27 protein-coding genes are annotated in these 24,245 nt (G+C 62.6%); 15 read left to right on the forward strand and 12 right to left on the reverse strand.

The window, feature by feature from the left end; translation table 11 throughout:
* Positions 1-172: 172 nt before the first annotated feature.
* On the forward strand, positions 173-457 hold the full coding sequence (locus tag PSUB009319_RS23295; protein ID WP_260393024.1) for a hypothetical protein: 285 nt from the start codon (positions 173-175) through the stop codon (positions 455-457).
* Here PSUB009319_RS23295 and PSUB009319_RS16470 read toward each other — a convergent pair.
* Positions 416-1,063: a hypothetical protein gene (locus PSUB009319_RS16470; protein ID WP_260393012.1), complete on the reverse strand. Its 648-nt coding sequence runs from the start codon at positions 1,061-1,063 to the stop codon at positions 416-418. The genes PSUB009319_RS23295 and PSUB009319_RS16470 overlap by 42 nt on opposite strands.
* 210 nt (positions 1,064-1,273) lie before the next feature.
* On the opposite strand from PSUB009319_RS16470, the gene PSUB009319_RS16475 reads away from it, so the two are divergent.
* Positions 1,274-1,642 (forward strand): very short patch repair endonuclease, encoded by a 369-nt coding sequence (locus PSUB009319_RS16475; protein WP_124383272.1) that lies wholly within the window; start codon positions 1,274-1,276, stop codon positions 1,640-1,642.
* Positions 1,643-1,757: 115 nt separating this feature from the next.
* On the opposite strand, the gene PSUB009319_RS16480 is transcribed toward PSUB009319_RS16475, so the two are convergent.
* Positions 1,758-1,952 (reverse strand): hypothetical protein, encoded by a 195-nt coding sequence (locus PSUB009319_RS16480; RefSeq protein WP_124383273.1) that lies wholly within the window; start codon positions 1,950-1,952, stop codon positions 1,758-1,760.
* A 534-nt stretch (positions 1,953-2,486) separates the two neighbouring features.
* On the opposite strand from PSUB009319_RS16480, the gene PSUB009319_RS16485 reads away from it, so the two are divergent.
* From PSUB009319_RS16485 to ubiA, 4 genes are all read left to right on the forward strand, one after another.
* Positions 2,487-2,729 carry a hypothetical protein gene (locus PSUB009319_RS16485; RefSeq protein WP_124383274.1) on the forward strand — a complete coding sequence of 81 codons (243 nt, stop codon included), beginning with the start codon at positions 2,487-2,489 and terminating at the stop codon, positions 2,727-2,729.
* A 160-nt stretch (positions 2,730-2,889) separates the two neighbouring features.
* Entirely contained in the window at positions 2,890-3,390 is a 501-nt protein-coding gene (locus PSUB009319_RS16490) for a Dps family protein (RefSeq protein WP_124383275.1), read from the forward strand.
* Between the two features lie 128 nt (positions 3,391-3,518).
* Positions 3,519-5,678: a catalase/peroxidase HPI gene (katG, locus tag PSUB009319_RS16495; RefSeq protein WP_124383276.1), complete on the forward strand. Its 2,160-nt coding sequence runs from the start codon at positions 3,519-3,521 to the stop codon at positions 5,676-5,678.
* An 82-nt stretch (positions 5,679-5,760) separates the two neighbouring features.
* Positions 5,761-6,636 carry a 4-hydroxybenzoate octaprenyltransferase gene (gene ubiA / locus PSUB009319_RS16500; protein ID WP_124383277.1) on the forward strand — a complete coding sequence of 292 codons (876 nt, stop codon included), beginning with the start codon at positions 5,761-5,763 and terminating at the stop codon, positions 6,634-6,636.
* Between the two features lie 89 nt (positions 6,637-6,725).
* On the opposite strand, the gene proC is transcribed toward ubiA, so the two are convergent.
* Positions 6,726-7,550 carry a pyrroline-5-carboxylate reductase gene (gene proC, locus PSUB009319_RS16505; protein ID WP_124383278.1) on the reverse strand — a complete coding sequence of 275 codons (825 nt, stop codon included), beginning with the start codon at positions 7,548-7,550 and terminating at the stop codon, positions 6,726-6,728.
* Positions 7,551-7,580: 30 nt separating this feature from the next.
* Complete coding sequence (locus PSUB009319_RS16510) at positions 7,581-8,297, reverse strand: YggS family pyridoxal phosphate-dependent enzyme (RefSeq protein WP_124383279.1); 717 nt, start codon at positions 8,295-8,297, stop codon at positions 7,581-7,583.
* A gap of 122 nt (positions 8,298-8,419) precedes the next feature.
* Between PSUB009319_RS16510 and PSUB009319_RS16515 the strand changes: the two genes are divergently transcribed.
* The 9 genes from PSUB009319_RS16515 to PSUB009319_RS16555 all read left to right on the forward strand — a co-directional run bounded on the left by PSUB009319_RS16515 (position 8,420) and on the right by PSUB009319_RS16555 (position 17,862).
* Positions 8,420-9,463, forward strand: coding sequence for a type IV pilus twitching motility protein PilT (locus tag PSUB009319_RS16515; protein WP_124383280.1), 1,044 nt, complete (start codon positions 8,420-8,422; stop codon positions 9,461-9,463).
* Between the two features lie 53 nt (positions 9,464-9,516).
* Positions 9,517-10,656: a PilT/PilU family type 4a pilus ATPase gene (locus tag PSUB009319_RS16520; protein ID WP_124383281.1), complete on the forward strand. Its 1,140-nt coding sequence runs from the start codon at positions 9,517-9,519 to the stop codon at positions 10,654-10,656.
* Between the two features lie 202 nt (positions 10,657-10,858).
* Entirely contained in the window at positions 10,859-11,296 is a 438-nt protein-coding gene (locus PSUB009319_RS16525; protein ID WP_124383282.1) for a type IV pilin protein, read from the forward strand.
* A gap of 8 nt (positions 11,297-11,304) precedes the next feature.
* Positions 11,305-11,778 carry a GspH/FimT family pseudopilin gene (locus PSUB009319_RS16530; RefSeq protein ID WP_124383283.1) on the forward strand — a complete coding sequence of 158 codons (474 nt, stop codon included), beginning with the start codon at positions 11,305-11,307 and terminating at the stop codon, positions 11,776-11,778.
* The gene (gene pilV, locus PSUB009319_RS16535; protein ID WP_124383284.1) at positions 11,775-12,371 is read left to right on the forward strand and encodes a type IV pilus modification protein PilV; all 597 of its coding nucleotides are present in this window, start codon (positions 11,775-11,777) and stop codon (positions 12,369-12,371) included. The genes PSUB009319_RS16530 and pilV overlap by 4 nt, the downstream gene beginning before the upstream one ends.
* Positions 12,368-13,408: a PilW family protein gene (locus PSUB009319_RS16540; protein ID WP_124383285.1), complete on the forward strand. Its 1,041-nt coding sequence runs from the start codon at positions 12,368-12,370 to the stop codon at positions 13,406-13,408. Before pilV ends, PSUB009319_RS16540 begins: the two co-directional genes overlap by 4 nt.
* 6 nt (positions 13,409-13,414) lie before the next feature.
* Entirely contained in the window at positions 13,415-13,984 is a 570-nt protein-coding gene (locus tag PSUB009319_RS16545; RefSeq protein ID WP_124383286.1) for a PilX N-terminal domain-containing pilus assembly protein, read from the forward strand.
* Positions 13,985-14,012: 28 nt separating this feature from the next.
* Positions 14,013-17,264 (forward strand): pilus assembly protein, encoded by a 3,252-nt coding sequence (locus tag PSUB009319_RS16550; RefSeq protein WP_124383287.1) that lies wholly within the window; start codon positions 14,013-14,015, stop codon positions 17,262-17,264.
* 100 nt (positions 17,265-17,364) lie between these two features.
* Positions 17,365-17,862: a glutathione peroxidase gene (locus PSUB009319_RS16555; protein ID WP_124383288.1), complete on the forward strand. Its 498-nt coding sequence runs from the start codon at positions 17,365-17,367 to the stop codon at positions 17,860-17,862.
* Between the two features lie 7 nt (positions 17,863-17,869).
* Here the strand turns inward: PSUB009319_RS16555 and PSUB009319_RS16560 are convergent, their stop codons facing one another.
* From PSUB009319_RS16560 to PSUB009319_RS16595, 8 genes are all read right to left on the reverse strand, one after another.
* Entirely contained in the window at positions 17,870-18,568 is a 699-nt protein-coding gene (locus PSUB009319_RS16560; RefSeq protein WP_124383289.1) for a YafY family protein, read from the reverse strand.
* 44 nt (positions 18,569-18,612) lie between these two features.
* Positions 18,613-19,092, reverse strand: a complete 480-nt coding sequence (locus PSUB009319_RS16565; protein WP_124383290.1) for a cupin domain-containing protein — start codon at positions 19,090-19,092, stop codon at positions 18,613-18,615.
* 57 nt (positions 19,093-19,149) lie between these two features.
* Positions 19,150-19,545 (reverse strand): VOC family protein, encoded by a 396-nt coding sequence (locus tag PSUB009319_RS16570; RefSeq protein ID WP_124383291.1) that lies wholly within the window; start codon positions 19,543-19,545, stop codon positions 19,150-19,152.
* Between the two features lie 181 nt (positions 19,546-19,726).
* Positions 19,727-20,458 (reverse strand): LrgB family protein, encoded by a 732-nt coding sequence (locus PSUB009319_RS16575; RefSeq protein WP_124383292.1) that lies wholly within the window; start codon positions 20,456-20,458, stop codon positions 19,727-19,729.
* On the reverse strand, positions 20,455-20,832 hold the full coding sequence (locus PSUB009319_RS16580; RefSeq protein WP_124383293.1) for a CidA/LrgA family protein: 378 nt from the start codon (positions 20,830-20,832) through the stop codon (positions 20,455-20,457). Before PSUB009319_RS16580 ends, PSUB009319_RS16575 begins: the two co-directional genes overlap by 4 nt.
* Before the next feature lie 52 nt (positions 20,833-20,884).
* Complete coding sequence (glcF, locus tag PSUB009319_RS16585; RefSeq protein WP_124383294.1) at positions 20,885-22,129, reverse strand: glycolate oxidase subunit GlcF; 1,245 nt, start codon at positions 22,127-22,129, stop codon at positions 20,885-20,887.
* 12 nt (positions 22,130-22,141) lie between these two features.
* Entirely contained in the window at positions 22,142-23,275 is a 1,134-nt protein-coding gene (gene glcE / locus PSUB009319_RS16590) for a glycolate oxidase subunit GlcE (protein ID WP_124383295.1), read from the reverse strand.
* Between the two features lie 22 nt (positions 23,276-23,297).
* Positions 23,298-24,230 (reverse strand): ion transporter, encoded by a 933-nt coding sequence (locus tag PSUB009319_RS16595; RefSeq protein WP_124383296.1) that lies wholly within the window; start codon positions 24,228-24,230, stop codon positions 23,298-23,300.
* Positions 24,231-24,245: the final 15 nt, after the last annotated feature.

The raw sequence follows: 24,245 nt of genomic DNA on the forward strand, positions 1-24,245 counted from the left end.
GAGCGGTCTCCTTCCGCAGCTGCAGCAACTGACGCGCGACCTCTCCGTCGAGAACGCAGTCGGTCGGCGTGAACTGTTGGAGCGTCTACACGCTATGGCAGTGACAGTGTTGTCCTGCAAGGTTACACCGCGTCTCTGCAATTGCTTAGCTTGCCGCTTCGGCTGCTCCGACTTGGAAATTCAGCAGGCCAGAAAGCCGGCGCTGGAATTGCAATCTGTGCTGACCCGGCACGCCGTGCTGTTATGGTCGCTCTGGCTTCTTCAACATGATCCCGAAGCGCATGAGCGTCCAGTCAAGCCCATCGCTCCGCTGCACCATCCGTTCATCAAAGATATCTTTGCGCAGTACCGGCGCGAAGCAACCGTCCAGGCACGTCCCGATTCACCGGTCGAGCTTTCGATGGTAAGAAGCAGCTCATCGCCGATACGTGATGGCCGCGTGTTGCAGCTGCATTGAGATCCACGAGCGCAATTCTTCGGGAGCACTGATCTGGGTGTGCTCCAAGGCCATAACCTGATACTCGGTACCGTCCTGGACCGAGATGAACGCTTCCGTCGCTGCCTGGATCGCACGCTGTATCGTGTCTTCACCCTTGTCCTCCAACGGGACGGCAAACGATATGGGTGGGCAGGCTTCGTGAACCATGAGCAACGTGGACGCTTCCTTAGAGGAGACCGTGAAGGCGGCTACACGCTTGAGCCTGTGCCCGTCTTCCGGAACCAGCAGGTGTTCGTTCAGTACTCCATCCTCGTCCGCGATCAGTGGCATCGGAACGGACCACCCGTCGTCACGACTCGCCGTCAGTACTCGCACAGAAGTGTCATTCAGTGCGGATAGTGCTTTGACTGCGTGATCCAAGAATTCCGGTGGGTCGGGGATTTCGTCGTCGCCTTCGACGATTTGCGCTTCTCGGATTCGCTTCGTGGAGCCAGGGTCGCCGATCGCGTGCTCGCTGATTGGTTCACCACGTGAGGCACTTGCACGGGGCCTTTGTCCGGCGATAGTGCGATCCGCGAAGACCCATTTATTCTCCAAGTCGACGAACCGCCGATTGCCGCGCATGGGCATCGTGGCCGGAGCGAGCTGTGACGAGGGGTCACGCTCCTCGAGGCTGATTTGGGAGGGCTCCTTCGCTCTCCGGGCTGAAGGCGCTGCCTCCTGTGGCGGGGTATCAGGCGCCGTACTGGAGCCGCGCGCTTTCTTCGTGCCCGTCACGCAGAATCGCAATGACTTGAAGGGGAACGGGTAACCCCAGATCGCCGAAGTCGTCTGATGTCCCGCATACGCAGCAAGAACACCAAGCCCGAAGTCGAAGTGCGATCAACTTTGCACCGAATGGGATATCGATACGTGCTGCATAAGCGAGGGCTCCCCGGTACCCCCGATCTGGTGTTTCCGGCCCGAGCGAAGGTTCTTTTTGTTCATGGGTGCTACTGGCATGGGCACACATGCAAGTACGGCAAGGCGCAGTCGAAAAGTAATGTCGAGTTTTGGCAACAAAAGATCGACACTAACCGCCGTCGTGATCGTCGCAACTTGCGCAAGTTGCGTGCTGCGGGATGGAGCGTTGCGACGGTCTGGGAGTGCCAAATTAAGCAGCGCAAATGGCTAGATCGGATTGTCCGATTTCTTGAGGGATGATTGGATCCTGAGGCTCGATATACAGCCCTCCGAAAATCCCGGGTTTAGGCGCTGGAAGCAGGACGGCCCCTGAAAACGGTCATGCCCAGAGTACGCCAAACTTATGGCTCAAGGATCACTTTCTTTCCTTGGACTCCTGCGCGGTGCTAGGGGTAGGCTGAGCTTCCAACTCATTGTTTCGCGCGCGCTGGATGTAGGTGGGTGAAATGTTCTGTTCCTTGAGTCGATGCACTGCCTGGGCAACTGCCGCGTTAGCGCGTACTAGGAACAGATTGCTGGTCATAAAACGCCCGAGTTTGTCAGTCGGCATCGCTTTCTCCGTCTCGTCTGCATACAGCATACCGCTGTCGGTGTCCTAGCGTCGCTTGGTACGCGACCCTAAGAGGTCGCGCCTCGTAGTCGGGAGGCGTTTGTTCGCGCGGTGCGAAATTCATCCATCCACGAGTTGTCGCTAGCGCGGCTGGGGACGCGGATCTGGGCGATTCAGTGTTGAAGAGCAACTTTGATATTTTCTAGCCTACTTCGCTATTTTCTAATTTCCTCCGCTACGTTGACACCGTCACACTTTGTGACGGCAATAGCGCACGCCTAATTGATAGATAAAAACAATCAAATTAACTAAGCAATAGGCTGAAGGTAGACTATCTTCCATGGTGAGCCCCATCGCTCACCTCCAAACCATGGAGTCAGTCATGTCTTTGCACCTTGCCTCAAACGCTGTTGCGACCGTGCTGGAATGGCTCGCCGCCTATGGTGAATCGCGCTGATCGGATGGCTGTAAGAGGTGGCCCTCACCTGTGGTGTGGGACGCCAGGACGGCGCAGGGTCGCAAGGAGAAAGAATCGTGGCAATGGTGCGAATGTTTGTTTCGGAATGGCAGGGGTTTGTGGGCACCGTGCGCGCTTCGCAAGCTGAGGTGCCGACGCTGTCTGGCATGCCTGGCAGTGCAGCCGGTGGCTGCGGCATGCGTGTCGCAGAATCCGCCCGCCTGCAACGCAAGTGGGTGCGCAAGCAGATCGGTCTGACCATCGTGGCCGCCGGCGCTACGATCGTGCTCCTGCACGGTATCGTGCAGTTGAGCGCCTGATTGTTCAGTTGCCACCCGCGTTGCGTTTCGTCACGGGACGAGGCGACGATCGGAACTTGCCGCGCGAGTGGCAACCGAAAGAGGGCCTGGCGCACGCACGGCCCGACGCTGAATCAGCGGGCATCGCGTTTTTTCACACCACTTCAATAGGGGAATCCAGATGGCAAAGAAGAACAGCGGCGCGACTGCCGCCGCCCAGATCAACATCGGCATTGCTGACAAGGATCGCAAGAAGATCGCCGAAGGCTTGTCGCGCCTGCTGGCCGATACCTACTCGCTCTATCTGAAGACGCATTACTTCCACTGGAACGTGACCGGCCCGATGTTCAACACGCTGCATCTGATGTTCGAGACGCAGTACAACGAACTGTGGAATGCCGTCGACCCGGTGGCCGAGCGTATCCGCGCACTGGGTTATCCGGCGCCGGGCTCGTATTCGGAGTTCGCCAAGCTGTCGTCGATTCCGGAATCGAAGGGCATTCCTGAGGCGATGGACATGGTGCGCGAGCTGGTGGCCGGCCACGAAGCCGTGACGCGCACCGCCCGCAGCCTGTTCCCGGATGTCGACAAGGCCGCTGACGAACCGACCGCTGATCTGCTGACGCAACGTATGGACACGCACGAAAAGACCGCGTGGATGCTGCGCTCGCTTCTGGCATAAGACTGGCTTGACGGCCGTCCGCCAAGTTTGCGGCAGGCGTTTCAACAGCAGCGAATGGTGCCCCACCCGCGAGCCCGCTGTGTTGCGGGAGGGGCTGCATCAACCCCCATGACCCAAACGAGAGAACCATGACGACTGAAGCTAAATGCCCGTTTTCCGGCCATGCCCCCGCTGCTTCCCACGCCTTCGGTGGCGGTACGTCCAACAAGGACTGGTGGCCCAATCAGCTGCGCGTGGATTTGCTGAACCAGCATTCCGAGAAGTCGGATCCGCTCGGCGCCAAGTTTGACTACCGCGAGTCGTTCAAGTCGATCGACTACGACGCGCTCAAAGCCGACCTGCGCCGACTGATGACGGATTCGCAAGACTGGTGGCCGGCAGATTTCGGCCACTATGGCCCGCAGTTCATCCGCATGGCCTGGCACGCTGCCGGCACGTACCGCACGGGCGATGGCCGCGGCGGCGCAGGCCGGGGCCAGCAGCGCTTTGCGCCGCTCAATTCGTGGCCCGACAACGTCAACATCGATAAATCGCGTCGCTTGCTGTGGCCGATCAAGCAGAAGTACGGCCAGGCGATCTCGTGGGCCGACCTGCTGATCCTGACGGGCAATGTGGCACTCGAAACCATGGGTTTCCGCACCTTCGGCTTTGCTGCGGGCCGTGAAGACACCTGGGAACCGGACAACGATGTCTATTGGGGCAATGAGAGCACCTGGCTGGCCGCGACCCGCTATTCGGGCGACCGCAACCTCGCCAACCCGCTCGCCGCTGTGCAGATGGGCCTGATCTACGTGAACCCGGAAGGTCCGGAGCATGCTCACGGCGATCCGCTTGCGGCTGCGAAAGACATTCGTGACACCTTCGCCCGCATGGCAATGGACGACGAAGAAACCGTCGCGTTGATCGCTGGCGGCCACACTTTTGGCAAGACGCACGGCGCGGGCGCCGCCAACCACCTTGGCGCCGACGTCGAGGCTGCGCCGCTCGAGGCCCAAGGCCTGGGCTGGGCCAGCACCTATGAGTCTGGCAAGGGCGCCCACGCGATCACCAGCGGGCTGGAAGTCACCTGGACGCAAACCCCCGCGCAATGGAGCAACTACTTCTTCGAGAACCTGTTCGCGTACGAATGGGTACAGGAGAAGAGCCCGGCCGGTGCGCTGCAGTGGGTGGCCAAGGATGCCGAGGCGGTCATTCCAGGCCCGACGCCCGATTCGCCCAAGCGCCGCCCGACCATGTTGACGACCGATCTGTCGCTGCGTTTCGACCCGGCGTACGAGAAGATCTCGCGCCGCTTCCTCGACAACCCGCAGGCGTTTGCTGAAGCGTTCGCGCGCGCTTGGTTCAAGCTCACGCATCGCGATCTTGGGCCCAAGTCCCGCTACCTCGGTCCGGAAGTGCCGCGTGAAGACCTGATCTGGCAAGACCCACTGCCGGCCGCAACGCACAAGCCGACGGCGGCCGATATTGCCGACCTGAAGGCGACGATTGCCGCCTCGGGCCTGTCGGCATCGGAACTTGTCGCGGTGGCCTGGGCTTCTGCCTCGACCTTCCGTGGTTCGGACAAGCGTGGTGGCGCAAATGGTGCGCGCATCCGTTTGGCGCCGCAGACCGACTGGGCGGTCAACCAACCGGTTGCCGGCACGCTGGCGAAGCTCGAAGCGATTCAGCAGGCCTCGGGCAAGGCCTCGCTGGCGGACGTGATCGTGCTGGCCGGCGGCGTGGGGATCGAGCTGGCCGCCAAGGCAGCCGGCACGACCCTCACCGTGCCGTTCACGCCGGGCCGCGTTGACGCCACCGCCGAACAGACCGACGCCACTTCGTTCGCACCGCTCGAGCCCGTTGCCGATGGCTTCCGCAACTATCAGAAGGCGGCGTACGCAATGCCGGCAGAAGTCCTGCTGCTCGACAAGGCGCAGTTGCTGACGCTGACCGCGCCAGAGCTTACCGTGCTGATCGGTGGCCTGCGTGCCATCAACATCAATGCAGATGGCAGCCAGCATGGCGTGTTCACCGCCACGCCGGGTGCGTTGACCAACGACTTCTTCGTCAACCTGCTCGACATGGGCACCGAATGGAAGGCCGTCGGCGACATCTATGAGGGCTACGACCGCAAGACGGGTCAGCTCAAGTGGACCGGCACGCGCGTCGATCTGGTGTTTGGCTCCAATTCGATCCTGCGTGCCCTGGCCGAGGTGTTTGGCAGCGCCGACGGCAAGGAACGCTTCCTCAGTGAGTTCGTGGCAGCGTGGGTCAAGGTGATGAATCTGGACCGTTTCGATCTGGCCTGAGCCTGAATCCTCAACCCCAAGTCATCGGGACTAAAATGGCGCCTTGCCTCGTGCAGGCGCCATTTTTCTTTGGTGATTTCCCATGCAATCGTCCGCTGCCCAACCCAGCCGCCTCATGCTCTACGCGCGCCTGATGCGCATGGACAAACCGATCGGCACGCTGCTGCTGCTGTGGCCGACGCTGTGGGCGCTGTGGATGGCCGCCGATGGGCATCCGCCGCCGTCGCTGGTGGCAATCTTCTCGGTCGGCACGTTCCTGATGCGCTCGGCCGGCTGTGCCGTCAATGATTGGGCAGACCGCGATTTCGACAAGCACGTCAAACGCACCAGAGAACGGCCGCTCACCGCTGGACTGATCGCCCCATGGGAAGCACTGGCCGTGGCTGCGGCGCTGTCGCTCGTCGCTTTCACGCTGATCCTGCCGCTCAATGCGCTGACCAAGTGGATGTCGGTGGCGGCCATCGTGATTGCCGGCACGTATCCGTTCTTCAAGCGGTTCTTTGCGATTCCGCAGGCGTACCTGGGGATTGCGTTTGGGTTTGGGATTCCGATGGCGTACGCGGCGGTGCAGGATCAGGTGCCGGTGCTTGCGTGGCTGATGCTCGTGGCCAATGTGTTCTGGGCCATTGCCTACGACACGGCTTATGCGATGGTGGATCGTGATGACGATCTGCTCATTGGCATCAAGACGTCGGCGATTACCTTCGGCCGCTATGACGTGGCGGCGATCATGCTCTGCTACGTCGGGTTTTTCGGGATCATGGCCTGGGCCGGCCATGTGATGGCGCTAGGTGTGGCGTATTGGATTGGGTTTGCTGCCGCCGTGGCGTTGGCGCTTTGGTATTACCCGATGCTGCAGACGCGGGATCGGATGAAGTGCTTCTTTGTTTTCCGGCATAACAACTGGCTGGGGGCTTGCTTGTTTGCCGGGGTGGCGGTTGGGTATTTGCTGCGCTAAGGCGCTAGTGGCGTCCCTTTCGTTCCCTGCAGGAGGGCGAAAGGGACGCCACTAACACAACCCGTCACCAAAAACCCAGTTCCAAAACCTCAATCCCGCCCAAACTCCTCACCCATCTCCTTACCGCGAGCCGCCGCGGCATGCATGGCCTGCACAAAGGCCGCCTTGATGCCAGCACCTTCCATTGCAGTGAGCGCCGCATAGGTCGTACCGCCCTTGGAGGTCACGCGCTCGCGCAGCACTTCAACCGGTTCAGTCGATTGCCCGGCCAGCGTGGCAGCGCCAATAAACGTCTCCACCGCCAACGTGCGCCCATCTTCAGCCGATAGCCCCAGCTCTTGAGCCGCCTGCTGCATCGCCTCTATGAAATAGAACACATAGGCCGGGCCGCTACCCGAGATGGCCGTCACCGCATCAATCTGCGCCTCGGCAGGTACCCACACACTCTTGCCGACAGCGTTGGCAACAGCGCTGGCCGTCGCGCGATCACGCTCCGACAGACCGGCGTTGGCCGCCAGACCCGTCATGCCAAGGCCTGACAACGCAGGTGTATTGGGCATCGCGCGCACAACACGCACATGGTCATTCAGCCAGCGCGACAGATCCTGGATACGAATACCCGCCGCCACCGACAGCACCAGGCTGTCACGCAGATGCGGCGCCAGTTGCGCACACACCTCACGCATCTGCTGCGGCTTCACGGCCAGGACGATCACGTCGCGGTCGGCCAGCTCGGCCCCCGGGGCAGCAGCGGTGCGGACACCCCAGGTTTGTTCAGCGCGGCTGCGGGCCGGCTCGGTCGGGTCAACCACCACAATGTTGGCGCCGTGCGCGCCCTTGGCAATCAGGCCGCCGATAAGGGCCGCCGCCATGTTGCCGCCGCCGATGAAGCCGAGTTTCAGAGTGTCGAGCATGAGAGTGATGGTGAAAGAGAAAGCAGGAATTCAGGCGTTTGCATAATGTCGCGCGCCGAAGATGGCACTGCCGACGCGCACGATGGTGGCGCCCTCTGCCACTGCATCTTCCAGGTCGGCGGACATGCCCATCGATAGCGTATCGAGCGGGATGCCGGCCTCGCGCAGCCGATCCGCCAGCACGCGCAGATCGGCAAAAGGCTGGCGCTGGGCGGCGGGATCGTCGCTGGGCTCAGGCACAGCCATCAGGCCGCGCAGTTGCAGGCGGGGCAGGGCCGTCACAGCGCGCGCCACAGCCAGCACTTCGCCAAAATCGGGCGGCAATCCATGCTTGCTGGCCTGGCGACTGACGTTGATTTCCAGGCAGACCTGCAAAGGTGGAAGATGGTCGGGGCGCTGGGCCGAGAGGCGTTCGGCAATTTTGAGCCGGTCGACGCTGTGCACCCAATCGAACTGCTCCGCCACGGCGCGCGTTTTGTTGCTTTGCAGCGGGCCGATGAAGTGCCAGTGGATCGGGTCGGCACCCGTGCGCAGGTCGGCCAGCGCGTCGATCTTGGCGATGCCTTCCTGCACGTAGTTTTCGCCGAAAAGGCGTTGGCCGGCGGCATGCGCGGCGCGTACGGCATCGGCGTCGAACGTCTTGGAAACGGCCAGCAATGTGACACCCGCAGCATCGCGCGAAGCCAGTGTGCAGGCCGTTGTGATCCGTTGACGCACGGCTTGCAAGTTGGCTGCGATTACAGACATAATCCGGCGACGTTTGTTACAAATAAACAAGGTTCCGGCACGTCAAATCAACGGCTCGGAGCGCGTCTGGAGGCGCCATTGCGACGCCCGGGCGACATAAAAAAGTCGGGGGTCATTATAAGATGGACATCGCGCAGCTTTTGGCGTTTTCCGCCAAGAACAAGGCGTCGGACTTGCACCTGTCGGCCGGACTGCCGCCGATGATCCGGATCCATGGCGACATGCGCCGGATCAACGTGCCGCCGCTGACGCACCAAGACGTGCACTCCATGGTGTACGACATCATGAGCGACGGGCAGCGCAAGGTCTACGAAGAAAACCTGGAAGTCGACTTCTCGTTTGAGATCCCGGGCCTCTCGCGCTTTCGGGTCAACGCTTTCAACCAGAACCGCGGCGCTTCGGCCGTGTTCCGGACGATTCCGTCCAAGGTGCTGTCGCTGGATGACCTGAAGGCGCCTGCCGTGTTTGCCGATCTGTCGATGAAGCCGCGCGGCCTGGTGCTTGTCACCGGCCCGACCGGTTCGGGCAAGTCGACCACGCTGGCGGCGATGGTCAACCACCGCAACGAAAACGACATGGGCCACATCCTCACGGTGGAGGACCCGATCGAATTCGTGCACGAATCCAAGAAGAGCCTGATCAACCAGCGCGAACTCGGGCCGCATACGCACTCGTTCGCCAATGCGTTGAAGTCTGCACTGCGTGAAGACCCGGACGTCGTCCTGGTTGGCGAATTGCGTGATCTGGAAACCATCCGCCTGGCGCTTACCGCGGCAGAAACGGGCCACTTGGTGTTCGGCACGCTGCACACCAGCTCGGCGGCCAAGACCATCGACCGGGTCGTCGACGTGTTCCCGTCGGACGAGAAGGAGATGGTCCGAACCATGCTTTCCGAATCGCTGGAGGCGGTGATCTCGCAGACGCTGCTCAAGACGCGCGACGGCTCGGGCCGGATTGCGGCGCATGAGATCATGATCGCCACGCCGGCCATCCGCCATTTGATCCGCGAGAACAAGATCTCGCAGATGTACTCCATGATGCAGACCAGCAGCGGCATGGGCATGCAGACGCTCGACCAGTGTCTGGGCGATCTCATCAAGCGCTCGGCGATCAACTACGCAGACGCACGCGCTATCGCCAAGAACCCGGACGCGTTCGCTAGCTGACGCATTGACGGTCGCCACTGCGACCTATCATCGATTTCAAGGAGGGGCACGCCATGCTGGACCGCGAAGCCGCCACCAAATACATCCACGAACTTTTGCAGTTGATGGTGAGCAGCCGTGGCTCGGACTTGTTCATCACGTCAGATTTTCCGCCCGCCATCAAGGTGGACGGCAAAATCACGCCGATCTCGCAGCAGCCGCTGAACGCGGGCCAGGCCATCGGTCTGGTCAAGGCGATCATGAACGAGAAGCAACTGCGCGAGTACGAAGAAAGCTCCGAGTGCAACTTCGCTATCACGGCGCCGGGCGCCGGGCGTTTTCGTGTGTCGGCGTTCATACAGCAGGGCCGCGCGGGCATGGTGCTGCGGACCATCAACACGAAGATCCCGACGCTGGGCGAGTTGGATCTGCCGCCGCTGCTCAATGAGATCGTGATGAGCAAGCGCGGCCTGGTGATCGTGGTGGGCGCCACGGGCTCGGGCAAGTCGACCTCGCTGGCGGCCATGGTGGGCCATCGCAACGCGAATTCGTACGGCCACATCATCACCATTGAAGACCCGGTGGAATACGTGCACGCGCACCAGAACTGCGTGGTCACGCAGCGCGAGGTGGGCGTCGATACCGAGTCGTGGCACGTGGCCCTGAAGAACACGCTGCGTCAGGCACCGGATGTGATTCTGATTGGCGAAATCCGGGATCGCGACACGATGGAATACGCCATTCAGTATGCGGAAACCGGCCACCTGTGTCTGGCCACGCTGCACGCGAACAGCTCGAACCAGGCCATCGACCGGATCATCAACTTCTTCCCCGAAGAGAAGCGTCAGCAACTGCTGATCGACTTGTCTTTGAACCTGCGCGCCATGATTGCGCAGCGCCTGTTGCCGCGTAATGGCAAGAAGGGCCGCGTGCCGGCGGTCGAGATCATGTTGGCCACGCCGCTGGTACAGGACCTCATCTTCAAGGGCGAAGTGCACGAACTGAAAGAGGTGATGAAGAAATCGCGCGAGCAGGGGATGATTTCGTTCGACCAAGCGCTGTTCGAGCTGTACGAGGAAGGCAAAATCACGTACGAAGATGCACTGCGCAATGCAGACTCGCTCAACGACTTGCGCCTGCAGATCAAGCTGCATAGCAAGCGCGGTGGCCAGACCGACCTCTCGGCCGGTACCGAGCACTTGAACGTGGTGTGACGTAGTCAAATCACTACATCATTTGAGGTATTTTGGGGCGCATAACGTTTGCGCCCCATACTGCGTCACCCAAAATTCATTCCGGTTCCTTAATATTTGACGAGAATTGCCGTTTGAAGGGCAAGCGCACGTCCCGGGTCTCATTGGAGGGCGTGCGTACTAAAACGATAAGTGCATCAGCAAATACGGGTGGGTAGAAAACGTGGCAAGCAAGCCGATACGCCTGCGCGCGCAAGCGGCGCGGGGCTTTACGCTGATTGAGTTGATGATCACGGTGGCGATCGTCGCCATCCTGGCCGCCATCGCTTATCCCAGCTACGTCCAATACATCGTCCGCTCCAATCGGGCAGCGGCGGAATCCTTCATGCAGGAAGTGGCGGCCGCGCAGGAGCGCTACCTGCTCGACAATCGAGCCTATGCGCCGGACTTGGCGGCTCTGCAGTACGCCAGCAACGTACCGGCCAACGTTGCGCCCAACTACACCTTCCTGCTGAGCGCCAGCAGCGTGCCGCCGTCATACCAACTGGCCGCGAATCCGAAAGGTTCGCAGCAGACGAACGACACCACGTGCGGCACGCTCACCCTGACGAACACTGGTGCCAAGGCGGCTTCCACTGGCGCCTTGAACTGCTGGAAATGAGGCAAGCCATGGATACGCTGCGCAAGCCCACCCGAGGTTTCACGCTGACCGAGCTGATGGTCACGTTAGCCGTGCTCGCCATTCTCGTGACGATTGCCGTGCCGTCCTTCTCAGGCATGATCGCGACCCAGGCGACGCGCAATGCGTCGTTCGATTTGTCGTCAGCCGTGTCATTGGCGCGGGCGGAGGCGGTCAAACAGAACGCCATCGCAACGGTGTCGACTACCAGCAACTGGGCCGCCGGCTGGACGCTGAAGGTTGGCACATCCGCCACGTTGATTCGCACATTCGGCCCCTACAGCGGCGTCACCATTGCGACGAACAGTGGCACCACGCTGTCGTTCGGTAACGATGGCCGGCCCACCGCGGGCGGCGTCACGTTTCAGATTACGCCGACAGGTTCGTCGCAATCGGTTTCGCCGAGTTGTGTGCAGGTGGGCGGCACGGGACGCGTTGCCGTGGTTTCGGGGGCATGCACATGAGCGACATCGCACGCTTGCTCCATCGCCGGTTGCGCAAGGCCGAGCAGCGCGGCTCGACCCTGATCGAGATCCTGATCTCGGTGGTGATTTTGCTAGTGGCGCTGCTGGGCGCTGCCGGAATGATGGTGCGCTCGAACCAGTCGGAGATGGAGTCTTACCAGCGCGTGCAAGCCCTGACGCTGTTGCAGGACATGGCCGCGCGGATCAACGCCAACCGCCAGGTCGCTACGTGCTACGCGGTGGCGGGCACCACCACTACGGTTGGCACGGGTGGTACCTCGGCACCGAGTTGCACGACGGGCACGGCCGCGCAGAAAGCCACCGTGTCGACCGATTTTTCCGACTGGAATAAGGCGCTGCTCGGCAATACCGAGACCGCCGCAAGCGGTGCCGTTGCCCTTGGCACCATGATCGGCGCGCGCGGCTGTATCGATGCCGTTGACCCTGTTAACCAGATCTATCGCGTGACGGTCGTGTGGCAAGGCGTGATCAAGACCGTGGCGCCCTCGTTGCCATGCGGCAGCGGCAATTTCGGTGACGAAACCTACCGCCGCGCCATCAGCGTGCAGGTGCGAATGGGGGTGCTGTCATGACCCCAAATCGCACGTTGCGGCACCTGCAGCGCGGGATGTCGCTGATCGAACTGATGGTCGGCATGACGCTGGGGCTGTTGTTGCTCACCGCGCTGGCAAGCCTGTATGCGTCGACCTCGCAATCGCGCGTGCAACTGAGCAACAGCGCCACGCAGATCGAGAACGGCCGCTATGCGCTCGACATCATCAGCCAGGAGGTCGGGCTCGGAGGCTTTCTCGGCGGTCTGAATCTGCTGGGTACCTCCGCACTTGCCACGCCCGATGTCTGCGCCGCTGCTACCAACGCCCTTGGCTTCAGCAATAGCCCGGCGACGGTGCCGGTGGCTATTTATGGTTACGCGCCGGGCGCGAACGCAGCGCCATGCCTGCCCAACCGGTGGGCCAATTCGGAGATCCTGGTGGTGCGGCGCGTGTCGAGCACCAAAATTCCGGCGAGTGCGGCCGTAGCGGGCCAAGCCTATCTGCAGGACTCTTTCTGCGGCACAGACACCGTGCCCTTCGTATTCAGCGCGACCCCGACAGACTTCACCCTCAGTGACAAGACCTGCAACAAGCGGGCGGATGTGCGCCAAGTCAGCGTGCGCGCGTTCTATCTCGCCACATGCGACCTCTGCGGCACGGGCGGCGACAGCATTCGCACGCTCAAGATGGTTGAATTTTCCAACGGCGCGATGCAGCAGCCGCCCAACTCGATTGCCCAGGGCATCGACGACGTGCATTTTGCCTATGGCGTTGACGTGGACGGCAATGGCTCGCCCGATTGCTATGTCGCCGATCCGGGCGTCGACAACAGCACCGCGTGCCAAAACGTGGGCGGCTACAACTGGCTCGCCTCTGCCACGACCAACTGGAGCAACGTGACCGCCGTGCGCATCAACGTGCTTGCGCGCACGCTGAGCGCGTCACCGGGCTGGACGGATACGCGGTCCTACGACATGGGCCGCGGCACGCTCACCCCCTCTTTCAACGATGGCTACAAGCGACATGTCTATGCAGAACTCGCGCGTGTTGCCAATGTTGCCGGCCCACGGGAGTAGGTAGCCATGCGGCGCTTATCGGTTCGCCACTCGGCACGTCAGTCCGGCGTGACCCTCGTTGTCACGCTGATCTTCCTGGCGATCTTCATGGGCATCGTCGTGATGATGATGAACTCGGGCGTGATCAATACCAAGATCGCCGCCAACCAGCAATACGGTGTAGAAGCGCGCAGCGCCGCGCAGCAGGGCATCGAACAGGTCATCAGCGTGGATTTCACCTCTAACCCGGTCGCCACCAGCGTGCCGGTGGATGTGAACGGCGATGGCAAGACGGACTACACCGCGCAAGTTGCGGCGCCCACTTGCCTGGCTACCAAAGCAATTGCCAACACGCAATTGACCACGGACACGAGCAACCCGAACTTCGCCACTGATTCATCTTGCTTCGGTGGCGTGAACAACAACTCCGACACCGGCATCCTGACCGCCGCCGGTACGCCGGGCGGCCAGTCGAATTGCAGTGCAACGCAGTGGGATGTTGTCGCCAGCGTCAATGACGCCAATGGCACGGCAGTCAGCACCCAGTTGCACCAGGGTGTTGCCGTTCGCGTGTTGACCGGCACCGCTTGCCCCTAAGCCTCCGCGCAAACCAGGAAGAACCCATATGCGCTCCATTGCCCAACGACTTGCTTTTGCCGCTACGGCAACCCTGGCGCTTGCGCTGGCGGCTTCGCAGCCTGCCGGTGCGGAAGACATCGATCTCTATACCGGACTGACGCCACAGTCGGGCAAACCGAACGTCCTCATTATTTTTGATGACGGCGCCAACTCCGATGCCAACGCCACCTTCACGTGCGGGGCGCAGGGGCTGACGGTCTCCAATCCGACCAAGAGCTCGGGGGCCGAGCAATGCGCGCTGTATGGGGCGTTGCAGTCGATTGGGACCACCGCCAATTCTCCATTGCTGGGGAACTTCAACCTCGGGTTGATGATGTTTGACCCGAAGAGCCCTGGGGGCGTGTTCAGGTTTCCTTCGACCAGCCCGCAGGCCCTGCAGTTGATGGACGCCAACGGAATCAACAGCTTCCTCGCGTACATGCAGAACAAGTTCCCAAGCGATCTCAATGGGAACAACGTGCAGACCTCTGGCGCAATGCAAGAGGCCTGGGCGTTCTATGCCGGCAAGACCGGGTTGTCCGGCACCAGTTACACCTCGCCGATCACCAATCCGTGCCAGCGCAACTACATCATCTACATCGCCAACGCGACCAACAGCGGCCACCCGGCGGAAAGCGACTCGCAGATGGCGAGCGCGCTGCAGGCCGCCGTGCCTACGCCCACGACTGCGCAGATGCAGCAGATCGTCATTCCCAACGGTAGCAAGTACGCGTCGAACTGGGGCGACGAATGGGCGCGCTACATGTATCAGACCGATCTGAAAGGGAGCACGGCGACGTACCCGCAGAACGTGACGACGTACACCATTACGGTGTCGGACGGCAACAACTCGGACTACGCCAATTTTGATCAGAGCATGTCCACCAACGGCGGTGGTTCAGACACCTACGTGCAGTTGGGCAAGCCGGGCGCGCTGGCCGATGCCATTCTCAAGATCCTCAATGAAGTGCAGGCGGTCAACAGCGTGTTTGCCTCGGTCAGCTTGCCGGCGGCGGTCAATGCGCAAGGGCAGTTTCTGAACCAGGTGTACATCGGCATGTTCCGCCCGGATGCCACCGCTGCACCGCGCTGGATGGGCAACCTCAAGCAATATCAGGTCGGCTATGACACCAGCGGCAACCTCATGCTGACGGACTCCGCTGGCAATGCCGCCTTGAGCAAGGCTGGCACGGGGTTTATGTCACCCAACGCCGTCAGCTTCTGGACGGGGGAGCCGCCATTGTCATTCTCGGGATCGAGCTATGGCAGTAGTGGCGTTGCAAACTGGCCAAGCGCCGGCTTCTGGCAGAACAGTCCGGCGGGCGTTGGCGGGGCGTTTGATTCCCCCGACGGTGAGGTTGTCGAAAAAGGCGGCGCGGGCGAGATGCTGCGTGCCCAGTACCTGACTGACCAGTCGCAGCGAAACCTGCTGACCTGCAATGGCGTGGGTGCGTGCCCGACATCGACGGCCATGCCGTCGTTCAACACCGGTAATACGTGGTTGACGGGCAGCAAGGGGCTCAATGCCATCAATTCCTATAACAGCACCAATGGCGCGCCGACTATTGTCTCGTCCGACCAACTGAACTTCATCAATTGGGTGCTGGGCCGTGACGTTAATCTGGTGGACCATGACACCAACGCTGGCGTCGAGGGAAAGCCCGGCCCGGCTGCGTCGGCAACAAGCAAGAACCCCTCGCCGATAACGATTCGTCCCTCGATCCATGGCGACGTGCTGCACTCACGCCCCGTCGTTGTGAATTACGGCACCTCAACGTCACCCAATGTTGTCGTGTATTACGGCGCGAATGATGGCGTGTTCCACGCCGTCAACGGCAATCAGAAGGCGGGTATCAATGGCGTGCGCCCAGGCGGGGAATTGTGGGGCTTCATTCCGCCCGAGTTCATTGGCAAGCTGAGCCGCTTGTATGCCAACTCGCCGGAAATCAAGCTCTCCACCACGCCGACTGGCATTACGCCGACGCCGACGCCGCGCGACGATTTTTTTGACGGCAGCACCACCGTCATGCAGGACCAGCGCAACCCGGCGAGCCCGCACACGGTCCTTTACCTGAGCGCGCGGCGTGGCGGCGCGCTGCTGTACGCGCTGGACGTCACCGACCCCGTCAATCCGCGCTACCTGTGGTCGCGCAGCAATACCGACATCCCGGAGCTTGGTCAGACTTGGTCCAAGCCGCGTCTGATGACGGTGGCTGGGTATTCGGGCCCGTTGCTGATCATGGGCGCGGGCTATGACGCAGCATCTGAAGACAGTGATCCCGCACCGAGCAGCGACTCGGTAGGGCGCGGCATTATCGTGCTCGACGCCTACACCGGAACGCCGGTCTGGAGTGCGCTGGCCAATTGCACCGGCGTGGCCGGCGTCTGCGTAACGAATGCGGCGCTCACGCGGTCGATTCCGTCGGATGTCACCGTGGTCGACCGCACTGGCAGCGGCAACATCCAAATGGCCTACGCGGGCGATGTTGGCGGCAATATCTGGCGCGTGGATTTCCAAACCAGCGCCGGCAACGCTCCCGCCAACTGGACGTTGACCAAGCTGGCCACGCTGGGCGGCGCTGCCAATACGAACAACGCCCGTAAATTCTTCTACGCGCCCGACGTCGTTCCCACGGCTGGCTTTAATGCCGTCCTGGCCGGAACCGGCGACCGCGAGCATCCGCTCTATTCGGCTTCGCCTACGCCCGGTGTTGCCTACAACGTGGTCAACCGCTTCTACATGGTTAAAGACCCGAACCTGGGCAGCATGCCGTCGGGCTGGACGCCGCTCACGGAGGCCAACCTCTTTGATGCATCGTCGCAGACGTATGACGGCTCGGGGTCAGGGTTCTTCGTCACCCTGCCCAATGCTGGCGAAAAGGTTGTGAACGCGCCGCTGACGGTAGGCGGCTACACCACCTTCGGGACCAATACGCCTGCGGTTCCGACCAGCGGCACGTGCTATCCGAACCTTGGCGTTGCGCGCACCTATTCCGTGAGCTTCCTCACCGGGACTGGCCAGAACCCGAGTCGCTCCGTCTTGCTTGACGGTGGCGGGTTCCCGCCCTCGTCGGTCTATGGCGTGATCCTGGTCAGCAACGGCAACGGCGGTACGACGCCGGTGCCGGTGTGCTTCGGCTGCGGCAATCAAACGGGTTCTGGCGGTGGCGGATCAGCGCTTTCGCCGGTGAAGGTCATCCCCAAGGGACTCGGCAAGCGCAAACGTACCTTCTGGTTCTCTGAAACCGACAAGCACTGATCTGTTGATTCCGACCTCAACGGCCCGCCCACGCGCGGGCCGTTACAATTCTGCCGAGATGCGGAGCACTCCTGCTTGCGCAATCTTCCGGAGAGTAGCCATGAGTGACGTCTACGCATTCGAAGCCGATTCACTGACCGGCCAGCGCGTGCCGCTGTCGCAGTACAAGGGCAAGGTCCTGCTGATCGTGAACACGGCAAGCAAGTGCGGGTTCACACCGCAATACGCGGGGCTGGAGGCGGTGTACAAGCGGCTCAATGAGAAGGGGCTGGAGGTGCTCGGTTTTCCGTGCAACCAGTTCGGCAAGCAGGAGCCCGGCGGCGAAGACGAGATCGGCGCGTTCTGCGAAAAGAACTACGGTGTGTCGTTCCCGATGTTCGGCAAGATCGACGTGAACGGGTCGAACGCGCATCCGCTGTACAAGTGGCTGACGTCTGAGAAGCCCGGCGTGCTCGGCATCGGAGCGATCAAATGGAACTTCACCAAGTTTCTGCTGCGCCGCGACGGAACGGTCTACAAGCGCTATGCGCCCATGACCAAGCCGGAAGAGATCGCCGACGATATTGAGCGACTGCTGGCGGAGCCGGATCCCGCCTGAGGTTGCGTCAGTCCGACGACCCCCGCACCTTGCGCATGAAATCCGCCAGCGAGCGCTCGGCGGATTCGGCAAAGTGGCGCTCCAGAATATCGACCTTGACGCAGCGGTCGAGGCGGAACGTGCGGTAGTCCTGGCGATGCTCGCACCATGCGGCCACCAGCCAGACTTGTCCCCAGAAAAACAGCCCAAGCGGCTGGATGCAGCGCTCGGTCAACTGGCCTTGCACATCGCGGTAGGAGAGCCGCGCAACGGCGTGGCGGCCCAGCGCGGCATGCAACGTGTCAAACACCTGCTTGACCTCGCTGCCCATGCCGTAGCCAGGCGCGAAGATGCGCGTGGTCTCGGCTTCGGTGCGGCGCTCGGCGGGCAGGGCGCCCATCAGCTTTTCCAGCGCCGCTTCTACGGAATCGGCCATGGTGCCACCACCCCACGCCTTGATCATCCGCGCGCCGGCCACCAGAGCCTCAACTTCATCGGCGGTAAACATGAGCGGCGCAATGTCGAAGCCGGCGCGCATGCGATAGCCGATGCCGGCCTCGCCTTCGATTGGTACGCCTGAGACGGAGAGATCACGGATGTCGCGATACACCGTGCGCTCGGACACGCTCAGGCGTTCGGCCAGCATGGCCGCCGTGGTTAAACGGCGGCCTCGCAGGATCTGAGCAATCTGGAACAGGCGGTCGGCGCGGCGGGTCATGCGCGGCATTGTAGTGGGCTTCTTGCCGCGCGCCATCCGCACGATCTTTCTCCTTATGCGCCGAAGGGCGTCAGCTCGCGTTGCGGGTGGATATCCACCACGTCGACCTGTTCGCCACGGCGCAGCATGCGCTTGCCCAGCCGCGGGAAATCGGCAATCTCGATGTTGAGATGTTCCCCGCCGCACAGGTAGAGCAAGTCTTCCTTGCCGCAGTTGCGCAGGTGGTGCGCGATTCCTGTGGGGAAGGCCATGAAATCGCCCGAGCGTACGGTGAAGATGCTGTCTGCGATCTCGGCCTGCGCCTCGCCCGAGAGGATGTAGATCCATTCCTCTTCGCGCTGGTGTGAGTGATAGACGAACGATTCCTTGCCCGGCGGCACGCGCGCGAAATTGATGCCGGTGCGCTTGAGCCCCAGCAGCCGGCCCATCATGGTGCCGTGGATTTCCGACAGGCTGTTCCAGGGATGCGAAAACGACTGCGTGCGCGCAGCAATATCGGCGGCGCGCATGAGATACGGGGACTGACTCGGCATGGTGTTTTTCTCTGTCTGGGTAAGTCAGGCCGACGCTCGCGCGCCGGCCTGGGGGCATTACTGCTGTAGCAGGTACGCCTGCGTCTTGGCGTCCGGCTCGTGCAGGCCGATGCGGTTGCCTTCGGTATCGACGATGTGAGCGATGCGGCCCATGTGGTCGGGCAGCGTCATCGGGCCGAACACGCATTGGCCGCCACTGCCGTTCACGCGCTCCAGCACGGCGTCCAGGTTGGGCGCGTTCAGGTAGACCACACTGCCCTTGTCCGACGGCGCAAAGCCTTCGCCCTTGACCAGCGCACCGTGAACTGTCGTCTCACCCGCCGGAAACACGCCCATGGTCAGGTCGCCCATGTCTTCCTGCTTGAGCTGCGTGTCGAAGACGTTCTCGTAAAACTTCACCGCGCGGGGGAAATCGTTGGCGGGAATTTCAAACCAGTTGATGACGCTTGCCATGGTGTTCGCTCCGATGGGTGGCGCAGGCGGTTGGGGGTGCCATTGCCGGTTGAGTTGGAGCGATTCTGGCGGGGGGCTCCTGACAGCGTTCTGTCAGGAGCGTTCAGGAGGGTGCGTGAGCGTGCGTGAGGGTGTTGTACGTTGCCCAGGCAGTGAAATGCCGGGCAGAGGGAGGCGCGACTCAGTGCGGGATCCAGCCCGCCAGCAGCGGCACCAGCACCGACGTCAGCACGCCGTTCAGGCCCATGCCCAGCGCTGAGAACGCGCCCGCCTCCGGATTGACCTGAAACGCGCGCGCCGTGCCAATGCCGTGCGCCGCAATGCCGGTCGCAAAGCCGCGCACGCTGTACTCGCGCACGCGCAGCAGGTTCAGCAGCCGCGTTGTTGTGGTCGCGCCGACAATGCCGGTAATGAGCACCAGCACAGCCGTGATCGTCGGTGTGCCGCCAATCTTTTCTGAGATGCCCATGGCGATCGGGATCGTCACCGATTTCGGTGCCATCGAGCGCAGCGTTTCGGGCGATGCACCCAGCAGCCACGCGATACCCACGGCTGACACCACCGCCACGACCGATCCGGCGAGGAGTCCGCCCATGAGCGGCAGCGCGTGGCGGCGCAGCTTTGCCCATTGCTGGAACAGCGGCACCGCCAGCGCCACTGTGGCTGGCCCCAGCAGGAAGTGCACGAACTGCGCGCCGTCGAAGTACGTCTTGTACGGCGTGCCCGTCAGCGTCAGGAGTGTGCCCAGGATGACCACCGCAATCAGCAGCGGATTGACCATCGGGTTGAAGTGGCTGCGCTCATGAAGGCGCACGCCGATCAGGTATGCGATGAGCGTGGCGGTCAGGCCCAGCAGGGGGCTGGCTGACAGGTAGACCCAGAGCTGGTGAAGGTTCGGAGCCATCGCGTTCATGGGGCAAGCTCCTCGTGGGGGCCGCTCCGGTCACCCATGCGGCGCATCAGCGCACGTGTGACGAGCGCCCCTGCAGCAATCGACAACCACGTCGACACGACCGTCGCCACCACGATCGGCAGCCATTCCTGCCCGATGCGGTTCAGTTGTGTCATCACGCCCACACCGGCCGGCACGAACAGGATGGTCAGGTGCCGCAGCAGATCGTTGACGGTGCCCTGCATGACTTCAAGCACGCGGCCCTTGTCCACCAGCAGGTAGCTGAGCAACAACACCATGCCGATCACCGGGCCGGGCACCGGCAAGTGCAGGGAATACGTCAGCAGCTCTCCGATTGACTGGAACGTCAACAGGATCGCGAAGGTTTGCAGCATGGGGCCTCCGGGCGAAACGAAGCGCCAAGTATAGAACCCGGCTGCGTTCGTTTCAGGCCAGCATGCGGTCGACCAGCTCGATCCAGTGCTCGACCGGCGTGTCCGTGCCGCTCTGCAGATGCGTTACGCAGCCGATGTTGGCGGTGACGATGCGCTCGGGCTGCGTGGCTTGCAGCTTGTTCAACTTGTCGTCGCGCAGGCGGTAGGCAAGCTCCGGTTGCAGCACCGAATACGTGCCCGCCGAGCCGCAGCACAGGTGGCTGTCGGCGCAGAGTTTGACGTCCACGCCCAGCGAGCCGAGCAGCGTTTCCACCGCCCCGCGAATCTGCTGACCGTGCTGCAGTGTGCAGGGCGGGTGCCATGCCACGCGCGGGCGTTGTGCTTCGGGTTTGGCCTTCTGCAGAAGCTGCTGCGAGAACGCCGGCAGCACCTCGCACAGGTCGCGCGTCATGGCGGACACGCGCGCCGCGCGCTCGGCATAGGCCGGATCGTCGCGCAGCAGATGGCCATATTCCTTGACCATCGCGCCGCAGCCGGAGGCCGTCATGACGATGGCCTCGGCACCCGCTTCGATGTGCGGCCACCACGCGTCGATGTTGGCGCGCATGTTGCCCAGGCCGCCCGCGTGGTCGTTCATGTGATAGCGGATGGCGCCGCAGCAGCCGGCACGGTCGGCGCTGATGAGCTGCACGCCCAGCCTGTCGAACACGCGCGCCGTGGCCGCATTGATGTTGGGCGACATGGCCGGTTGTACGCAGCCTTCGAGCAGCAGCATCTTGCGTGCGTGCGCGGTGCCTGGCCGCATGCCGGCGTGGGGCTGCTTGGCCGGAACCTTGTTGCGTAGCACTTGCGGCAACATCGGCCGCACCGCCTGTCCGAGCTTGAGCGCGGAGCCGAACAGTGCTGGCCGTGTCAGCCCCTCGCGCAGCGCCCAGCGCACAGCGCGTTCGCCCAGGGGGCGCGATTTGCCTTTCGCATCAAGCTGGTCGTCGACGATCTTGCGGCCGATCTCTACCAGGCGCCCGTAGGTCACGCCGGACGGGCAGGTCGATTCGCAGTTGCGGCAGGTCAGGCAGCGGTCCAGGTGCAGACGCGTGGCCTCGCCGGCGGGTTGGCCCTCCAGCACCTGCTTCATCAGGTAGATGCGTCCGCGCGGGCCGTCCAGCTCATCGCCGAACAGTTGGTAGGTCGGGCAGGTGGCTGTGCAGAAACCGCAGTGCACGCACTTCTGCACGATGCTTTGGGCTTCTTCGCCCTGTGGGGTGTTGCGCAGGAACGCAGCGAGCGTGATTTGCATGATGAGCGCGCGTTAGAAATCAGCGTACAGACGGCCGGGGTTGAAGATGCCGAGCGGATCAAAACTGTCCTTCAGGCGCTTGTGCACAGCCATTAACGGCGCGGCGACGGGCGTGAAGATGTCGCTGGCACGGTCGCCATTGCGGAACAGCGTGGCGTGGCCGCCGGCCTTGCGGGCAGCATCGCGGATGATGTCGGCAGATGCGTTTGCTGTGTCGATCCACCAGCGCTGGCCGCCACCCCATTCGACGAGCTGTTCGTTGGCGGATGCATGCCCGAGCGCCAATGGCGGCGTGGCCGGGGGCAGGGCGATGCGCCACAGCGGCTGGTTGCCTTGCACCGCGCGCGCGAAGAACGTGTGCGACTGCTCGCGCAGGCCGTGCCAGAACGTAATGGCTTGTGCATCGTCAACGCGCTCGCCACCGAGTTTGATGATGGCTGCCCGCACGGCGGCATCAGCACCGCACAGGCGCACCCACAGCGCACCGTCGATCCATGCAGACGCGGCAATCGGCAGCGGCTGGCCGCCCCAGCGGTTGAGCGTGTCGATGGCCTCGGCTTGCGGCATGGCAAAACGCAGCGTTGCGTCGCAGAACGGCATCGGCAGCACCTTGAGCGACACCTGCACGACCAGACCGAGTGTGCCGAGCGCACCGGCCATCAGGCGTGAGACGTCGTAGCCCGCCACGTTCTTCATCACCTGGCCACCAAAGTTGAGCATGTCGCCGCGGCCATCCATCACGACCGCGCCGAGCACGAAATCACGCAGCGCACCCACCGATTGCCGGCGCGGGCCGGACAGGCCCGATGCAAACGCGCCGCCCACTGTTGCCTGCTTGCCGTCTGCGGCAAAGTGCGGTGGCTCGAACGCCAGCATTTGCCGATGCTCGGCCAGTGCGGCTTCGATCTCGGGCAGTGGCGTGCCGCTGCGCGCCGTGATGACCAGTTCAGCGGGGTCGTAGTCGACGATGCCGGACCACTCACGTGTGTCGAGCACGGTGCCGTTGGATGCTGGCGCGCGGCCGTAGAAATCCTTGGTGCCGCCGCCACGCAAGGTCAGGGGTGTGTGGCTGTCGGCAGCCTGCGCGATAGCATCGCGCAGGCGCGCGAGCGTGGGCGAAAGGGCGGTGTCTGGCGTGGTTGGCATGACGAACCTTCTGGTGCGCAGCTCACTGGCTGTTCGCAGTCTCGGGTGGGTGGGGTGGAAGCTTGGTGCCGCAGCGCTTGCAGAATGCGGCATCGGTGTCGTGGCCGTCAGTGGTGCAATGGGTGCACGCACGGGTGGGCAGAGGCTGCGCTGAGGCAGGGGCGGCCTGTCGCATGCTCGATACCAGTTCCGCGCCGATGATGCCGGTCGGGAACGCGATGATGCTGTAGCCGAGCAGGATCGTGAGCGAGGTGATGAACTGCCCCAGCGGGGTCTTCGGCACCAGGTCGCCAAAGCCCGTGGTGGTGAGCGTGACCACCGCCCAGTACATGCTGACCGGGATGCTGGTGAAGCCGTGCGCCGGCCCTTCCACCACGTACATCACGGTGCCCAGGATGATGGTGATGATGAATACCGTGCCCAGGAACACAAAAATCTTGCGCCGCGCATTGACGAGCGCACGCAGCAGCACCTGCGCTTCTTCAAAGTAGATCGTGAGCTTGAGCACCCGGAACACGCGCAGCAAACGCAGCAGGCGCACGTCAATCAGGTACGCCATTTCCGGCGCGAAGACGGCAAGCCAGGTCGGCAGGATCGAGACGAAATCGATGACGCCGTAGAAGCTCAGCACATAGCGCCACGGCTTGCGCACCACCAGAATGCGCATGACGTACTCGGCCGTGAACAGCAGCGTGGCCAACCATTCGATGACTGCGAAGAGCGTGCCCGCGCGGTCGTGCATGCTGGGCAGGCTGTCGAGCATCACCACCAGCACGCTGGCGAGAATGACGATCAGCAGCGTCACGTCAAACTGCCTGCCTGCGCGCGTCTCAGCCTCGAAGATGATGACGTACCACTGGCGGCGCCAACCGTCCTCTTCAGGTTTGCCGAGGTATTGCCCCAGGCGCGTGTTGTGCGCGTGCCATCGGCTGGTGCGGGACGGGTTCTGGCTCATGGCTGGCTCAGCGGA

Origin of the sequence: Ralstonia sp. SET104, from assembly GCF_003851545.1 — a bacterium.
In the GTDB taxonomy this organism is placed as follows: domain Bacteria; phylum Pseudomonadota; class Gammaproteobacteria; order Burkholderiales; family Burkholderiaceae; genus Ralstonia.

Excerpts from the sequence above, each read along its gene's own strand:
- PSUB009319_RS16470 (WP_260393012.1), bottom strand. The coding sequence starts at position 1,063 with ATGCGCGGCAATCGGCGGTTCGTCGACTTGGAGAATAAATGGGTCTTC.
- PSUB009319_RS16475 (WP_124383272.1), top strand. The coding sequence starts at position 1,274 with ATGTCCCGCATACGCAGCAAGAACACCAAGCCCGAAGTCGAAGTGCGA.
- PSUB009319_RS16480 (WP_124383273.1), bottom strand. The coding sequence starts at position 1,952 with ATGCCGACTGACAAACTCGGGCGTTTTATGACCAGCAATCTGTTCCTA.
- PSUB009319_RS16490 (WP_124383275.1), top strand. The coding sequence starts at position 2,890 with ATGGCAAAGAAGAACAGCGGCGCGACTGCCGCCGCCCAGATCAACATC.
- katG (WP_124383276.1), top strand. The coding sequence starts at position 3,519 with ATGACGACTGAAGCTAAATGCCCGTTTTCCGGCCATGCCCCCGCTGCT.
- ubiA (WP_124383277.1), top strand. The coding sequence starts at position 5,761 with ATGCAATCGTCCGCTGCCCAACCCAGCCGCCTCATGCTCTACGCGCGC.
- proC (WP_124383278.1), bottom strand. The coding sequence starts at position 7,550 with ATGCTCGACACTCTGAAACTCGGCTTCATCGGCGGCGGCAACATGGCG.
- PSUB009319_RS16510 (WP_124383279.1), bottom strand. The coding sequence starts at position 8,297 with ATGTCTGTAATCGCAGCCAACTTGCAAGCCGTGCGTCAACGGATCACA.
- PSUB009319_RS16515 (WP_124383280.1), top strand. The coding sequence starts at position 8,420 with ATGGACATCGCGCAGCTTTTGGCGTTTTCCGCCAAGAACAAGGCGTCG.
- PSUB009319_RS16520 (WP_124383281.1), top strand. The coding sequence starts at position 9,517 with ATGCTGGACCGCGAAGCCGCCACCAAATACATCCACGAACTTTTGCAG.
- PSUB009319_RS16530 (WP_124383283.1), top strand. The coding sequence starts at position 11,305 with ATGGATACGCTGCGCAAGCCCACCCGAGGTTTCACGCTGACCGAGCTG.
- pilV (WP_124383284.1), top strand. The coding sequence starts at position 11,775 with ATGAGCGACATCGCACGCTTGCTCCATCGCCGGTTGCGCAAGGCCGAG.
- PSUB009319_RS16540 (WP_124383285.1), top strand. The coding sequence starts at position 12,368 with ATGACCCCAAATCGCACGTTGCGGCACCTGCAGCGCGGGATGTCGCTG.
- PSUB009319_RS16545 (WP_124383286.1), top strand. The coding sequence starts at position 13,415 with ATGCGGCGCTTATCGGTTCGCCACTCGGCACGTCAGTCCGGCGTGACC.
- PSUB009319_RS16550 (WP_124383287.1), top strand. The coding sequence starts at position 14,013 with ATGCGCTCCATTGCCCAACGACTTGCTTTTGCCGCTACGGCAACCCTG.
- PSUB009319_RS16555 (WP_124383288.1), top strand. The coding sequence starts at position 17,365 with ATGAGTGACGTCTACGCATTCGAAGCCGATTCACTGACCGGCCAGCGC.
- PSUB009319_RS16560 (WP_124383289.1), bottom strand. The coding sequence starts at position 18,568 with ATGCCGCGCATGACCCGCCGCGCCGACCGCCTGTTCCAGATTGCTCAG.
- PSUB009319_RS16565 (WP_124383290.1), bottom strand. The coding sequence starts at position 19,092 with ATGCCGAGTCAGTCCCCGTATCTCATGCGCGCCGCCGATATTGCTGCG.
- PSUB009319_RS16570 (WP_124383291.1), bottom strand. The coding sequence starts at position 19,545 with ATGGCAAGCGTCATCAACTGGTTTGAAATTCCCGCCAACGATTTCCCC.
- PSUB009319_RS16575 (WP_124383292.1), bottom strand. The coding sequence starts at position 20,458 with ATGAACGCGATGGCTCCGAACCTTCACCAGCTCTGGGTCTACCTGTCA.
- PSUB009319_RS16580 (WP_124383293.1), bottom strand. The coding sequence starts at position 20,832 with ATGCTGCAAACCTTCGCGATCCTGTTGACGTTCCAGTCAATCGGAGAG.
- glcF (WP_124383294.1), bottom strand. The coding sequence starts at position 22,129 with ATGCAAATCACGCTCGCTGCGTTCCTGCGCAACACCCCACAGGGCGAA.
- glcE (WP_124383295.1), bottom strand. The coding sequence starts at position 23,275 with ATGCCAACCACGCCAGACACCGCCCTTTCGCCCACGCTCGCGCGCCTG.
- PSUB009319_RS16595 (WP_124383296.1), bottom strand. The coding sequence starts at position 24,230 with ATGAGCCAGAACCCGTCCCGCACCAGCCGATGGCACGCGCACAACACG.